A 14,155-nucleotide genomic window follows, 5' to 3' on the forward strand; every position below is an offset into this window, starting at 1 on the left:
CCCGGAAAAAGACGATAAAGTTGCTCCCGTCCGCACCGGGGGAGAGAAATATCCTCCCCGGGACACCTGCGGAGAACGAACAGCCTCCAGCGAAACCGGCGATTTGCGCCCTTCCCGCATCAATAGACGTCCTGCTGGTAGCGGCCCTTCTTCTTCAGATCGGCTACGAACGCGATCGCCTCATCCGTCGACCGCGCGCCGAACTGGGCGGTAATATCCACGAGCGCACGCTCGACATCCTTCGCCATCCGCTTGGCATCGCCGCAGACATAGACGTGCGCGCCGTCGGCGAGCCAGTTCCACAACTCGCGGCCGACTTCGCGCATGCGGTCCTGCACGTAGAACTTCTCCGTGCCGTCGCGTGACCATGCCAGCGACAAACGCGTCAGCAGACCGGATGCCTTCATCGCGTTCAGTTCGTCTGAATAGAAGAAGTCATACGCGCTGCGCTGATGACCGAAGAACAGCCAGTTGCGGCCCGGCGCCTTGGTGGCCTGGCGGTCGTGCAGAAACGCTCGGAACGGCGCGATGCCGGTGCCCGGGCCGATCATGATGATCGGCGTGTTCGGATCCTGCGGCAGCCCAAAGCCGTGCGCCTTCTGCACATAGACGGAGAGCTGTTCGCCGGGTTTGATCCGTTCCGCGAGAAAAGTCGACGCAAGACCGAGCCGCTTGCGCTTGCCGATCACGTAGCGCACCGCATCGACGGTGAGCGACAGCTTGCCCGGCGTGGCGTTGTGCGAAGATGAAATCGAATACAGGCGCGGCTGCAATGGTTCAAGCGCCTCGATGAAAGCTTCCGGATGCGGGCGCACGCCGGAGAACTTCTGCAGCGCCGCCAGCACGTCTAGGTTGGCGGCATCGCCATCCGGATCGTCGCCGGACGCCAAGGCCCGTGCTTTCTCGCGCTGCGCGCCGCCAGTGACGAACGAGATCAGTTCAAACAGCGTGTCCGGCGCGGGCGACAGAGAAACATCGTTGAGCAGCACTTCACGCAGCGTCTTTCCGTTGACTGCGGTCGTGTGCGACGCGCCGAGCATGGCGATGATCTGATCGACAAGGCCGAGATCGTTGGCGGCAAACACCCCGAATGAATCGCCGACGACGTAATCGAGACCAGCCTGCTCCAGATTGAACTCGATATGCCAGGTCTCCTTCTCCGAGCCGGGCTTGGTGACCTGACGGCGCGAGAGGAACAAGGCTTTCGCGGGATTGTCGCGCGAGCGGCCGGGCTCTGTTGCCGGAGCCGCAGCAACAGGCGCGGTCGGCGCGATGGCGGGTGATGAGACAGCAGCAGGTGCTCTTTCAAGGTCCTCATAAAGAGCCTTCAGCATCCGTGCGGTTTCCTTGCCGCCCGGAACGCAGAGATTGAGCCGCGCCTCAGACTTGTTGGCAATCGCCTCGGAATAGTCGTGGCAGTTGTAGCCGCACTGGCCGCAGTCCTGCTGCGCCATCGCCGCCATCATCTTGCGGCGGATCGGGCGGCCTTCGGCCAGTTTCATGCGTTCCGCGATCGGCATGGTCTGGTCATGCCACGGCGCTTCGCCGTCATCCCCGTCGCCGGCAGCGCCTTTCATCACCGCAGCGCCCTGCTCTGGCGACAACGGCGTCACGGCATTGTCGAGCGAGACGAGGCCGGCGAAGAAGCCGTTGAGCCACGAGCGCTGCTCCTGCGAGAACGGCGCGGTTTCCGGGATGATCTCAATCTGTCCGGGCGGAGTTCTCTGGTTCATCACACAGACTCCATTTCGGTCATGCGCTTGAGGGCATCGATCTCGGTTCGCTTGGCGAAAGCGATGAAGGTCTCATCCTCCGATGAGCGATGATTGACATAGGCCTTCAGGACGCGCTCGACGATGCGCGGCGCATCCTCAGCCTTCACGTTCTGGAACAGTTCGCGCCCCATGGTCGCTTCGGTGCCGAAACCGCCGCCGACCAGCAGATGGTAGCCATCGACGGTGTCGCCATCCTCGTTGATCGGAACGCGCGCGCCGATGAGGCCGATGTCGCCGATGTAATGCTGGGCGCAGGAATGATGGCATCCGGTGAGATGAATGTTCACCGGTGTCTCAAGCGGCACACGCTCCTCGCACCAGGCAGCGATCTCATCGGCATTCTCCTTGGTGTGAGCCGCGGCGAAGCGGCAGCCGGTTGCGCCTGTGCATGCGATCAGGCCGGCGCGGAGCGCTGAAGTTGTCGTTGAAAGTCCCAGCGCCTCGATGGCGGCGGTGACGGTCGCGACGTTGGCATCGGCCACGCCGGAGATCAGCAGGTTTTGCCAGACCGTGAGACGGATATCTCCATCGCCGAAATCTGCCGCGAGCTTCGCAAGTCCACGGATCTGCTCAAGCGACAACCGGCCCAGCTTGAGCGCGACGCCGATCCAGTTCAGGCCGGCCTGCTTCTGCGGATGCACGCCGATATGGGCAAAACGGTCATAGACCGGACGTGGCGCAATGGCTTCAGCCGGCACGCGCACCAGCTTGCGGCCAAGCTTCTCCTCGACGGCGGCGAGAAACTTGTCGAAGCCCCAGGAGTCGAGCACATACTTGAGCCGCGCCTTGTTGCGGTTGGTCCGGTCGCCATTCTCGATGAAGACACGGATAATCCTGTCGGCGACTTCGGTCGCTTCCTGAGGCTTGAGAATGACGCCGGTATCGCGCGCGAAGTCCTTGTGGCCGGTGATGCCGCCCAGCGCCAGCCGAAAGTAAATTCCCGGCTCGACGCCGTGCCCCTCAAGGACATCGACAGCCTGAAAGGCGATGTCGTTGGTTTCCTCGAGTGTGGCGATGCGCCCTGCCCCATCGAACGCGACATTGAACTTCCTCGGCAGCCCGTAGAGCGAGCGGTCGTTGAGAATATGGAAGTGCCACTCGCGGGCATATCGCCGCGTATCCAGAATTTCCTGCGGATCGATGCCCGCGGTCGATGTGCCGGTGACGTTGCGGATGTTGTCCGCGCCGGACCCGCGCGAACACAGTCCGAGATCCTGAAGGCCCTCGATGACGTTGATGGCGTTCTTCGGCTCGATCTCGCGAAGCTGAAGATTGGCACGCGTCGTCACGTGGGCGTAGGGACCGCCGAAATTCTCCGCGAGGTCAGCGACGCCTGCGAACTGCCAGTGCTTGAGGATGCCGTTCGGAATCCGCAGGCGGCACATATAGGACGTCTGCGTCGGTGCCACGTAAAAAATGCCGTAATAGCGCCAGCGGAAATTGTCCGGCGGCTTCGGCGCTTCGTTGTTCTCCGCCTGCTTGACCAGCCGCGGATAGGCATCGAACGGATGCTCGTCGCGCTTGAACTTCTCCTGATCGTTGAGCTTGCCGCCCGCAGCAACCGTTCGATCCTGCGCTTTCAGGTGAATGGCATCAGGTCCAATGGGCTCCGACTTCGCCGGCGCGTTGGTGCGTGCGACACGCGAGGCCGAAAGCCCCGACACGAATCCTTCGAGATATCGCTTCTGGTCCGGAGAAAAATCGCTGGACATGTCTCATGCGGCCTTCGGTTGTGCGAGAGCGCGGCCGAACATCATGTCGCCGCGGATCGCTTCGATGGACGCCGTTGTCCTGATCAGTTCGAGGTACCAGAGCGCATCCTGCGTATCGCCGACCAGGACCGCTCCCTTGAGGCGGCCGTCGGCCACCACAAGCTTCTTGTAAGTGCCACGCCGTTCATCATTGAACACAAGCGTGTCGGTGTCGGTTTCACCGAGAAAATCGCCAGCCGAAAACACGCTGACGCCCGAGACCTTGAGATTGGTGGAAACGACACTGCCGTCGTAAAGCGCCGGACGCCCTGCGAGATGATCCGCCAGCACCCGGGCCTGCTCATAGGCGGGCTCGACGAGCCCGTAGCACGTGCCACGATGTTCGGCGCATTCGCCGAGCGCAAACACATCGGCGCTGCCCGTCCGCAATTGATCATCAACGACGATGCCGCGATTGACCGGCACGCCGGCATCCTTCGCCAGCGCGACATTCGGCCGGATACCTGCGGCGAAGACCACGGCATCGGCGGCGATCACCCGCCCATCCGACAGTTCGATACCCTGTGGCGTGTCTTCGCCGAGAATCTGTTTGGTATTGGCGCCCAGCAAAACCTCAATGCCTTTGCTCTCGACCAGCCGCTTCAACAGCGACGCTGCCGGTGCATCGAGCTGCCGCTCCATCAGGCGGTCCATCAGATGCAGCAGCGTCACCTTCGATCCCGCCTTGGCGAGGCCGTAAGCGGCTTCGAGACCCAGCAATCCCCCGCCGACCACAACGACACGTTTTTTCTCGCGGGCGAGTTTCAGCAGCAGGTCCACATCGCGGCTGTCGCGAAACGTGTGGACACCCGGCAGGTTCGCGCCGGGTACATTCAGCCGGATCGCTGTCGAGCCTGTCGCAATAACGGCTTTCGAGAATGGAACGGCAGTGCCGTTCGCGAGATGGATCGTACGGCCGTTGAGGTCGATCGAATTGGCGGCACAGCCGTAGGTCAGCGTTACGCCGCGGTCGCGCCACCACGACGCCGACCGCAGCTCGATGTCCTGTGAGGTAGTTTCACCGGCCAGGACCGAAGACAACAGCACGCGGTTGTAGGCAAGCCGCGGCTCGTCACCGATCACGGCGATGGCGTAACGGCCGAGTGCGCGCTTCGCCAACTCCTCGACGAAGCGAGCGGCGGCCATTCCGTTGCCGATGATGACAAGAGGTTCGCTCACGTCACGTCCTCACCAATGCCTCGATCAAGCAGCCTCGACGAAACGATGACGCTCGTAGAGGAACTCAAGCACGCGCTGCCGGCACTTGAGGTAAATCGGGTTGGACGCCAGTTCGAGCCGCTTGCGCGGGTGCGGCAATGGCACCTCCAGCACTTCGCCGATCCGTGCGCTGGGGCCATTGGTCATCATCACGATGCGATTGGAGAGCAGCACAGCCTCATCGACGTCGTGCGTGATCATCATCACCGTGTTGTTGAGCTTCTGGTGCAGCGCCATCACCGAGTCCTGGAGATGGGCGCGGGTCAGTGCGTCGAGTGCGCCGAACGGCTCGTCGAGCAGCAGCACCTTCGGCTCCATCGCCAGCGCGCGGGCGATGCCGACGCGCTGCTTCATGCCGCCGGAAATTTCGGACGGGCGCTTGTCCTTGGCGTGGGTCATCTGCACGAGGTTGAGGTTGTGCAGCACCCATTCATCGCGCTCGGCGCGGGTTTTGGTCGATCCGAACACCTTGTCGACGCCAAGACGCACGTTGTCATAGACCGTCAGCCAGGGCAGCAGGCTGTGGTTCTGAAACACCACGGCGCGATCCGGGCCCGGCGAATTCACTTCGCGGCCTTCGAGCAGAACGCCGCCCTGGGTCGCATTGGTCAGCCCGGCGACGATGTTGAGCAGTGTGGACTTGCCGCAACCGGAGTGACCGATAATCGAGACGTAATCGCCCTGCTCCACAGTAAGATTGATGTCTTTCAACACCTCGCTTTGAGTAGAACCGCGGGTGAAGACCTTATCGACATGATCGAGCTTGAGATAAGCCATTGTCATTCTCCCTCAGCTTGCCTGAACGCCGCGCGTCGCGATGTTGCCGACGAAGGCAACCATGCGATCGAGCACAAATCCGACGATGCCGATGTAGGCAAGCGCCACGAAGATGTCGGACAGCCGTGATGAATTCCACGCGTCCCAGATGAAGAAGCCGATGCCGACGCCGCCGGTGAGCATTTCAGCCGCGACGATCGCGAGCCATGACAGGCCGATGCCGATGCGCAGACCGGTGAAGATGTAAGGCGCCGCCGACGGGATCATGATCTTCCAGAAGAACTCGAGCGGATTCAGCCGGACCACAGCGGCGACGTTGCGGTAGTCCTGCGGAATGTTGCGGATGCCGACTGCGGTGTTGATGATGATCGGCCAGATCGAGGTGATGAAGATCACGAAGATCGCCGATGGATTGCTGTCACGGAAGGCCGCGAGCGAAATCGGCAACCACGCCAGCGGCGGAACCGTGCGCATCACCTGGAAGATCGGATCGAGGCCGCGCATCGCCCAAACTGATTGGCCGATGATTGCGCCGACCAGCACTCCAACCACGCTCGCAAGACCGAAGCCGACAGCGACGCGCTGAAGTGATGTGAGGACGCGCAGGCCGAGCCCGATGTCCTGCGGTCCGGTGACAAAGAACGGATCGAGGATGAGGTCCTTGGCATCGGCCCAGATGCGGGACGGGGACGGCAGCGTCGCGCCCGGCTTCATGCAGAGGATCTGCCAGACGCCGAAGATCAGGACGAGCATGATGAACGGCGGGACCACACGGGCCGCCAGCGCACGTAAATTCGGAAACAGCTTGTCCGTCAGAAAACTGCGTGATGACTTCGGCAGCGCGACGACCGCTGCGGTCGCAGCCGGCGACGGCGCCGGTGCCGGGAGAGTGCTGGTCGTTTTGGCGAGCGGCATGTTCATGAGATTGCCTCGGTTGTGTTAGGTGCGGGGCCGCCCCTGCGTGGGGCGGCCCGCAGGGTCTCAGGCATCGATACGCTTGATCGACAAACTCTTGAGGTACGCCGACGGATTTTCAGGATCGAAGATCTTGCCGTCGAAGAAGGTTTCCTTGCCGCGCGACGTGCTGGCCGGAATGTCGGCCGCGGCGACGCCGAGCGCCTTGGCTGCCGACTTCCAAAGGTCTTCGCGGTTGACCTTGTCGACCAACGCCTTGACGTCCGTCGTCGGCTCGAACTTGCCCCAGCGGATGTCTTCGGTAACGAACCAGGCGTCATGACTCTTGAACGGGTAGGACGCGTGGTCCTGCCAGAACTTCATGAACTGCCTGGTGCCCTTCTCAATCCTGCCGTTGCCGTAATTGATGTCACCGTTGGCGCGGCCGATGATGTCGGCGACGGGAACGTTGAACCACTGGCGGCGGCCGACGATCTCGGACATTTCGGCGCGGTTCGCGGGCTTGTCGCACCACTGCTGCGCTTCCATCACGGCCATCAGGATGGCCTGCGTCGCCTTCGGATATTTGTCCACGTAGTCGGCGCGCAGGCCGAGCGCCTTTTCCGGGTGCTTCGACCAGATTTCACCGGTCGAGCAGGCGGTGTAACCGATGCCCTGGTTGACGAGCTGTTCGCCCCACGGCTCGCCGACGCAGAACGCGTCCATGTTGCCGACCTTCATGTTCGCCACCATCTGCGGCGGCGGAACGACGATGGTCGAAACGTCCTTGTCGGGATCGATGCCGCCGGCGGCGAGCCAGTAGCGGATCCACAGGTCATGGGTGCCGCCGGGGAAGGTCATGGCGATCTTCACTTCCTTGCCTTCGGCCTTCTTCTTGGCAAAGGCTTCCTTCAGCGCGGATGCGTCCGCGGTGACCTTGAGATCCTTGTAGTCGTTGGAGACCGAGATCGCCTGCGCATCGAGATTGAGGCGCGACAGGATGTACATCGGCGTCGGCACGTTGTTCTGCGTCACCTTGCCCGCCGAAATCAGATACGGCATCGGCGTCAGGATATGTGCGCCATCGATGCCGTTCTTCTCGCCGCCGAGGACGAGGTTGTCGCGCGTCGCGCCCCAGGACGCCTGCTTGGTGACTTCAACGTCCGGCACGCCGTGCTTCGCGAAAATTCCTTTTTCCTTGGCGATCACCAGCGGCGACGCGTCCATCAGCGCGATGTAGCCGAATATCGCCTTGGTCACTTCCGGTCCGGCGGTCTGCGCGAATGCGCCGCCGGGAAAATTCAGTCGCGCCGCAGCCAGCAGCGCCGCCGTTCCCGCACCGGCCTTGAGCAGCGCGCGGCGGCTCATCTTGCGGCCCGCCAGTCCCTGTTTGGTGGTCTTGGTCATCGTGTCTGTCGTCCTTTCGACCGTGTCGCTGTTTGACTGCCGTTCAATCGCCCTACGCACAGGTTTCCTGCTGCCCAAAAACAAAAAAGCCGCCAGCTCGAGACCTACCTCTGAGGCTCTCGAGACAGCGGCATTGCTGTTTGGGCCATCGGTGGACCCGGCAGGCCTTCGTTCGGCCTGCCCTAGCTATTCAAGGATCGTGCCAGCCGCGTGCGACGCAGCAAGTTCATATTTTTCAGGGAGTTGGAGAGGTGCCTTGATATGAAGCAGGCTGCAGTCGCGGCCTCTCCAAACGGCAAATGCACACTTCTTGCGCGGCGCACAAGAATTAGGCGGACGTCAAAATGAACCGGGAATCGCTGTTAGAGCTGACGCCGCTTGATGGTCACGGAAGCAAGATGCGCCGGGATGTCATTAGGATTGAACAAGGGGCCGTCAAAGGCGCCCACGCTGTCCTGAATCGCCCCTACGGGCGTCTTCGGTGCGCCGAGCGCGGCGTCATAGAGATCGGGCCGGAAGACCTTCCTGGCGGTCTCCAGCGCCTCCTGTGAATAAGCCGCCTGCCCCCAGCGAACCATCTGGGCGTAAAGCCAGGCCGCCTGCACGGGATCGGGCCGCGCGGCACCTTCCCGGCCGATCAGCAGATAGCGCCCGCTTTCGCGGATTGTCCCGCCAGGAGAGATTTTCAGGCGGCCGTCGAGGGTTCGCCGGATCACCTCCGGATCGACCCCGATCCGTTCCGGGGCCCCCAGGATGCGGGACACTTCGGTCCGATTGTCCGGGTTCTCGATAAAGTCTGCCGCGTGGCCATGCGCGCGCGTCAGCCGGGCAAGGACTTCCGAATTCTTCAGCGCCCACGTCTCGCGCACCGCGAGCACCTTTTCAGCCGCGCGCTCGAGAATGTCCGAGACGTAATGCAGAATGTGTCCGACGCCGAGATCGACCGCGACCGAGTTCCACGGCGCACCGACGCAGAAGGCATCGACATGGCCGTTGGCGAGACTGTCCACCATGTAGGGCGGCGGCAGCACCACAAGCCGCACGTCCTCGTCGGGATCGACGCCGCCGGCGGCCATCCAGAACCGGAGCTGATAGTTGTGGGTCGAGAACGGAAACGTCATGCCGAAGGTCAGCGGTTCGCTGCCGCTCTTGCGCCTCGCCGCCACGACCCGCGCCAGCGCCTTCGCCGTCACCATCGGATTGGCCGGATCGCCGTCAGCCTCTCCTGTGATTGCCGCGTACAGAGCGGGCGAGACCGTGATCGCGTTGCCATTCAGCCCGAGATTAAAAGGCGCGATGATCGGCACCTTGACCTGCGACAAGCCGAGTGTCGATGCGATGGCGACCGGCGCCAGCAGATGTGCGGCATCGAACAGGCCGATATTGAGCTTGTCGCGAACGTTCGACCACGACACCTCGCGCACAAGTGTCACATCCAGCCCTTCAGCGGCGGTGAAGCCCTTGTCTACGGCGACGAGCAGCGCGGCCGCGTCCACCAGCGGAATAAATCCGATCCTGAGCGGTGTACCTGTCATTTCAACAACTCCGCCGCAGTAATGACCGATTGGGCGATTTCGCCGATCTTCTTCTTCTCGCGCATCGCGGTGGATCGGATCAGCACATAGGCCTCTTCTTCTGTCAGCCCCTTTGCCTTCATCAGCAGGCCCTTGGCGCGATCGAGGATCTTGCGGTCTTCCAGCGCCGACTTGGTGCGGTCCAGTTCGTCCTGCAGTTTGGAGAAGGCGTTGAACCGCGAAATGCACAGGTCGAGGATCGGCTTGATCCGTTCCTTCTTCAGGCCATCGACGATGTAGGCTGAGACCCCGGCCTCGACCGATTGCTGGATCGAGGCAGCATCGCTCTGATCCACGAACATGGCGATCGGCCGCCTTACCGCGCGGCTGACCTGGAACATCTGCTCCAGAATGTCGCGGCTGGGGTTCTCAAGGTCGATCAGGATGACGTCGGGATCGATACGGTAAATGCGCGCGAGGAGATTGTGCATCTCCGTAATGTGCTCAACGCTGGTAAAACCCGCGTCGCGCAGTCCCTCCTTGAGGATTGCCGCTCTGATCGGGCTTTCGTCGACGATGACTATCTTGAACGACGAATCCGCAGCCATTCAGTACTCGCATTCCGGCAAATCAGTCCTAGCATAACCGCCAGCGCTGCTTAAAGCCTTGTAATTGGGGCTGATCAGGGATAGCTCCTGCATTCTCCCAACAGGTGTGGTCGTATGGAACAGGGCGTCGCCCCAAAAGTCAGTTTTGTGTCGCTTGGATGCCCCAAGGCTTTGGTGGATTCCGAGCGCATCATCACGCGGCTGCGCGCCGAGGGCTATGAACTGGCGCGCAAGCATGACGGCGCCGATCTGGTCATCGTCAACACCTGTGGCTTCCTCGACAGCGCAAAGCAGGAATCGCTGGGCGCCATCGGCGAGGCCATGGCCGAGAACGGCAAGGTGATCGTCACCGGTTGCATGGGGGCCGAACCCGAGCAGATCGAGAAAGCCTATCCGAACGTGCTATCGATCACAGGGCCGCAGCAGTATGAAAGCGTGCTCGACGCCGTGCACCGCGCGCTGCCGCCGCTGCACAATCCGCACATCGATCTGGTGCCGCCGCAGGGCATCAAGCTGACGCCGCGCCATTACGCATATCTGAAAATTTCAGAAGGCTGCAACAACCGCTGCACCTTCTGCATCATTCCTAAGCTGCGCGGCGATCTGGTCTCACGCCCCGCCAGGGAGGTTCTGCTCGAAGCCGAGAAGCTCGTCGCGGCCGGCGTCAAGGAATTGCTGGTGGTGTCGCAGGACACCTCGGCCTACGGTGTCGACATCAAGTATGCGACCAGCATGTGGAAGGACCGCGAGGTCCGCGCGAAGTTCTTCGACCTGTCGCGTGAGCTTGGCGAACTCGGCGCGTGGGTGCGGCTGCAATACGTCTACCCCTACCCGCATGTCGACGAAGTCATCAGCCTGATGACCGAGGGCAAGGTACTGCCCTATCTCGACATCCCCTTCCAGCACGCCTCACCTGAAGTGCTGAAGCAGATGCGCCGCCCGGCGTCGCAGGACAAGACACTCGGCCGCATCAAGAAGTGGCGTGAGGAATGTCCGGATCTCACGCTGCGCTCGACCTTCATCGTCGGCTTCCCCGGCGAGACCGATTCCGATTTCCAGTATCTGCTCGACTGGCTTGATGAAGCGCAGATCGATCGCGTCGGCTGCTTCAAGTACGAGCCGGTCGCGGGCGCAACCTCGAACACCATCGAGAACCCGGTTCCGGAAGAGATCAAGACCGCGCGCTGGAATGCGCTGATGGCGCGGCAGCAGAGGATTTCCGCGCAGCGCCTCAAGCGCAAGGTCGGCACCCGCCAGCAGGTCATCATCGATGAAGTCGGACCGACCGTGTCGAAGGGACGCTCGAAGGCCGACGCGCCTCAGATCGACGGCGCGGTTTACGTCTCAAGCCGCCGCCCGCCGAAGGTCGGCGAGATCGTCACCGCGAAGATCGACCGCGCGGATCAATACGACCTGCACGGGACCGTGGCGGGGTTCTGATTTCTCTGTCATTCCGGGGCGCGAGCTTTTGCGAGCGAACCCGGAATCCAGCAGTTATTTTCCGATGAACTCTTCGGGATTCCGGGTTCGCGCGAAGAGCGCGCCCCGGAATGACCGCGATAATTTACGGCTTCAAAATCCCCGATCCCGTCGTCACGCGGCTCTCGAGATCGCGATGCGCCTTCTGCGCATCCTTCAGTGCGTAAGCATGATTGATCGGCACATGCAGCGTGCCGCTGATGACGGCCGCAAACAGCGTATCCGCCCCCTCCATCAGTTCCTTGCGCGTCCCGACATAATCGTTGAGCTTCGGCCGTGTCGCAAACAGCGATCCGTGATTGTTCAACTCTGCAATGGAGAACGGCGGAACCGGCCCCGAGGCATTGCCGAACGACACGAACAGGCCGCGCTTCCTGAGTGACTTCAGCGATCCGGCAAACGTGTCCTTGCCGACGCCGTCGTAGACCACGTCGCACAATTCGCCGCGGCTGATCTGCTTCACGCGCTCCGCAAAATCTTCCTGCTTATAGAGAATGACGTGGTCGCAACCATTGGACAGCGCGAGCTTCGCCTTCTCCTCGGTGCCGACAGTGCCGATGACATTCGCGCCCAGCGCCTTGGCCCACTGGCATGCGAGCAGACCGATGCCGCCGGCTGCGGCGTGGATCAGCACGCGATGGCCGGGCTCGACCTTAAAGGTTTTGTGCAGCAGGTACCAGACCGTCAGCCCCTTGAGCATCAGCACCGCCGCCTGCTCGTGCGAGATGTGATCCGGCAGCTTCACCAGCTTGTCGGCGGGAATGTTGCGCTCGGTCGCGTAGCCGCCGAGATTGAAGTAGTACGCCACGCGGTCGCCGGGGTGAAAATTGGTCACGCCCGGCCCTGCGGAAATCACTTCGCCGGAGGCCTCGTTGCCGACAACGAACGGCAGGCCCGGCGCTTTATAGAGACCGGTACGGTAATACGTGTCGATGAAGTTCAGGCCGATGGCGTGCTGGCGGATGCGGACCTCGCCAGGACCGGGCGGAGGCACCTCGACGTCCTCGTAGATCATCACTTCCGGACCGCCCACCTGGTGGACGCGCACAGCCTTGGTCATGGTTTCTCCCGGCCTTTTCTCAAGCAATCTCAACCGGGAGCCAAGTCCATCGGCAGCAAATTGTCAACGCGGACCAAAGCCGCGTCCGATCAGCCCTTTTGCAGGCTCGTCCGCTTCTTGCGGTTGCGCTTGGCGAGAATGTTGAAGAACTCGACTGCCGCCGAGAAACAGATTGCCACATAGATGAACGCGCGCGGAATGTGGAAGTGGAATCCGTCCGCGACCAGTGCAACGCCGATCAGCACGAGGAACGCAAGCGCCAGCATCTTTGTCGTCGGGTGCTCCTTCACGAACGCGGCAACAGGCCCGGACGAGACGTACATCACGCCGACGGCGATGATGACGGCGGCGACCATGATCTTGATATCGTCCACCATGCCGATCGCGGTGATGATGGAATCGATCGAGAACACCAGATCGATAATGATGATCTGGATGATGACCCAGAAAAACGCGCTGGGTGTGGCCTTGGCGGTTTCCTCGACCTCCTTGGCTTCAACCTCGGCATGAATTTCATGGGTCGCCTTGGCGATCAGGAACAGGCCGCCGACGATGAGGATAATGTCGCGCCACGACAGTGAAAACTTGCCAACAGTGATGACCGGCTGGGTAAGACCGATCAGCCAGACCAGGATGCTCAGCAGCGCGATCCGGAAGATCAGCGCCAGCGCGAGACCGATCTTGCGGGCGCGCTCTGCCTGTTCGGGCGGAATGCGCGACACGATCACTGACAGGAAGATCACGTTGTCGATGCCGAGCACGATTTCAAGCGCAGTGAGTGTCAGCAGCGCGGCCCAGGCTTCGGGGCTCGTCAATAATTCCATCATGTGCGGTTTCCACCAAACAGTCTGATCAACACGTCACTCAGAAGAATGTATGCGCCAATGGCGCACAGCCCGGCTGTGACCCACCACGACACCTCGAAATTTGCGGCAATCGCGATCACTGCCAGTACCGCCCAGATGACCAGCAGCGCGATGTTTAGCTCGCGGAACCGGGTGGTCCGCAGCGGATGCATCACATTGAACGGCACGAAGGTCAGCGCGACCAGAATGGCGAGCGCGATGCTGCCGACTGCCGCCGGAGGCTTGAGCAGGAACAGATAAAACGCTGCTGCATTCCACAGCGCCGGGAAACCGCGGAAGTGATTGTCGTCGGTCTTCATCCGCCGGTCGGAAAAATACAGCGCACCGGAAATGACGATGGCCGCGCCAAGCACATATGTCGCCAGCGGTATCAGCAAGCCGCTGGCGGTGATCGCATAGGCCGGAACGAACACGTAGGTCAGAAAATCCACGACCAGATCGAGCGTGTCACCGGACCAATTTGGCAGCACGTCGCCGACATTGAGCCGCCGCGCCAGCGGCCCGTCGAGACCGTCGATCAGCAGCGCCAGCCCCAGCCAGCCGAACATCCCGGCCCAGTGTTCCCTCACCGCCTCCAGCATGGCGATCAGCGCGACCGCGCCGCCCAGCGCGGTGAATATATGAACCCCGAACGCGCGCATGCGCATTCTGGCGGGAAACGGGGGCTGGTCCTGCGGGCTGGGCGCGCTCATGTGCTCACGTGACTAACAGGATTCCCGGCATTTTGCATATCCGCTGTTGCCTCCTTACTTTGTGACAAAGCGCGAACCGGATTTGCCTAAAATGCCCCTCAGGATGACGACCCG

General features: G+C 61.9%; 12 protein-coding genes. 1 reads left to right on the top strand and 11 read right to left on the bottom strand.

The genetic code is table 11. From position 1 onward, the window contains the following. Positions 1-119: 119 nt before the first annotated feature. From AC1RM7_RS03040 to AC1RM7_RS03075, 8 genes are all read right to left on the bottom strand, one after another. Entirely contained in the window at positions 120-1,733 is a 1,614-nt protein-coding gene (locus tag AC1RM7_RS03040) for a sulfite reductase subunit alpha (RefSeq protein ID WP_024919286.1), read from the bottom strand. Next, positions 1,733-3,487 (bottom strand): NirA family protein, encoded by a 1,755-nt coding sequence (locus tag AC1RM7_RS03045; protein ID WP_024919287.1) that lies wholly within the window; start codon positions 3,485-3,487, stop codon positions 1,733-1,735. The genes AC1RM7_RS03040 and AC1RM7_RS03045 overlap by 1 nt, the downstream gene beginning before the upstream one ends. 3 nt (positions 3,488-3,490) lie before the next feature. After that, positions 3,491-4,705 (bottom strand): NAD(P)/FAD-dependent oxidoreductase, encoded by a 1,215-nt coding sequence (locus tag AC1RM7_RS03050; protein WP_051472477.1) that lies wholly within the window; start codon positions 4,703-4,705, stop codon positions 3,491-3,493. A 24-nt stretch (positions 4,706-4,729) separates the two neighbouring features. Next, positions 4,730-5,521 carry an ABC transporter ATP-binding protein gene (locus tag AC1RM7_RS03055; RefSeq protein WP_006020597.1) on the bottom strand — a complete coding sequence of 264 codons (792 nt, stop codon included), beginning with the start codon at positions 5,519-5,521 and terminating at the stop codon, positions 4,730-4,732. A gap of 12 nt (positions 5,522-5,533) precedes the next feature. Continuing rightward, positions 5,534-6,442, bottom strand: coding sequence for a nitrate ABC transporter permease (gene ntrB, locus AC1RM7_RS03060; RefSeq protein ID WP_024919288.1), 909 nt, complete (start codon positions 6,440-6,442; stop codon positions 5,534-5,536). Positions 6,443-6,502: 60 nt separating this feature from the next. After that, complete coding sequence (locus AC1RM7_RS03065; RefSeq protein ID WP_024919289.1) at positions 6,503-7,822, bottom strand: CmpA/NrtA family ABC transporter substrate-binding protein; 1,320 nt, start codon at positions 7,820-7,822, stop codon at positions 6,503-6,505. A gap of 362 nt (positions 7,823-8,184) precedes the next feature. Then, positions 8,185-9,357, bottom strand: a complete 1,173-nt coding sequence (locus AC1RM7_RS03070; protein ID WP_024919290.1) for a CmpA/NrtA family ABC transporter substrate-binding protein — start codon at positions 9,355-9,357, stop codon at positions 8,185-8,187. After that, the gene (locus tag AC1RM7_RS03075) at positions 9,354-9,944 is read right to left on the bottom strand and encodes an ANTAR domain-containing response regulator (protein ID WP_024919291.1); all 591 of its coding nucleotides are present in this window, start codon (positions 9,942-9,944) and stop codon (positions 9,354-9,356) included. The genes AC1RM7_RS03070 and AC1RM7_RS03075 overlap by 4 nt, the downstream gene beginning before the upstream one ends. A 114-nt stretch (positions 9,945-10,058) precedes the next feature. Between AC1RM7_RS03075 and rimO the strand changes: the two genes are divergently transcribed. Then, positions 10,059-11,384 (top strand): 30S ribosomal protein S12 methylthiotransferase RimO, encoded by a 1,326-nt coding sequence (gene rimO, locus AC1RM7_RS03080; RefSeq protein WP_024919292.1) that lies wholly within the window; start codon positions 10,059-10,061, stop codon positions 11,382-11,384. 124 nt (positions 11,385-11,508) lie between these two features. Here rimO and AC1RM7_RS03085 read toward each other — a convergent pair whose 3' ends face one another. The 3 genes from AC1RM7_RS03085 to pcsA form a co-directional block, all read right to left on the bottom strand. Next, complete coding sequence (locus AC1RM7_RS03085; protein WP_006020603.1) at positions 11,509-12,483, bottom strand: quinone oxidoreductase family protein; 975 nt, start codon at positions 12,481-12,483, stop codon at positions 11,509-11,511. Between the two features lie 89 nt (positions 12,484-12,572). Further along, complete coding sequence (locus AC1RM7_RS03090) at positions 12,573-13,310, bottom strand: TerC family protein (RefSeq protein WP_024919293.1); 738 nt, start codon at positions 13,308-13,310, stop codon at positions 12,573-12,575. Further along, the gene (gene pcsA / locus AC1RM7_RS03095; RefSeq protein ID WP_024919294.1) at positions 13,307-14,041 is read right to left on the bottom strand and encodes a phosphatidylcholine synthase; all 735 of its coding nucleotides are present in this window, start codon (positions 14,039-14,041) and stop codon (positions 13,307-13,309) included. The genes AC1RM7_RS03090 and pcsA overlap by 4 nt, the downstream gene beginning before the upstream one ends. Positions 14,042-14,155 lie beyond the last annotated feature (114 nt).

It is taken from the genome of Afipia sp. GW822-FHT03D08 (genome assembly GCF_058801645.1).

What these genes read in the sequence shown, in the direction of transcription:
- AC1RM7_RS03040 (WP_024919286.1), bottom strand. Translation starts at nt 1,733, where the DNA reads ATGAACCAGAGAACTCCGCCCGGACAGATTGAGATCATCCCGGAAACC.
- AC1RM7_RS03045 (WP_024919287.1), bottom strand. Translation starts at nt 3,487, where the DNA reads ATGTCCAGCGATTTTTCTCCGGACCAGAAGCGATATCTCGAAGGATTC.
- AC1RM7_RS03055 (WP_006020597.1), bottom strand. Translation starts at nt 5,521, where the DNA reads ATGGCTTATCTCAAGCTCGATCATGTCGATAAGGTCTTCACCCGCGGT.
- ntrB (WP_024919288.1), bottom strand. Translation starts at nt 6,442, where the DNA reads ATGAACATGCCGCTCGCCAAAACGACCAGCACTCTCCCGGCACCGGCG.
- AC1RM7_RS03065 (WP_024919289.1), bottom strand. Translation starts at nt 7,822, where the DNA reads ATGACCAAGACCACCAAACAGGGACTGGCGGGCCGCAAGATGAGCCGC.
- AC1RM7_RS03070 (WP_024919290.1), bottom strand. Translation starts at nt 9,357, where the DNA reads ATGACAGGTACACCGCTCAGGATCGGATTTATTCCGCTGGTGGACGCG.
- AC1RM7_RS03075 (WP_024919291.1), bottom strand. Translation starts at nt 9,944, where the DNA reads ATGGCTGCGGATTCGTCGTTCAAGATAGTCATCGTCGACGAAAGCCCG.
- rimO (WP_024919292.1), top strand. Translation starts at nt 10,059, where the DNA reads ATGGAACAGGGCGTCGCCCCAAAAGTCAGTTTTGTGTCGCTTGGATGC.
- AC1RM7_RS03085 (WP_006020603.1), bottom strand. Translation starts at nt 12,483, where the DNA reads ATGACCAAGGCTGTGCGCGTCCACCAGGTGGGCGGTCCGGAAGTGATG.
- AC1RM7_RS03090 (WP_024919293.1), bottom strand. Translation starts at nt 13,310, where the DNA reads ATGATGGAATTATTGACGAGCCCCGAAGCCTGGGCCGCGCTGCTGACA.
- pcsA (WP_024919294.1), bottom strand. Translation starts at nt 14,041, where the DNA reads ATGAGCGCGCCCAGCCCGCAGGACCAGCCCCCGTTTCCCGCCAGAATG.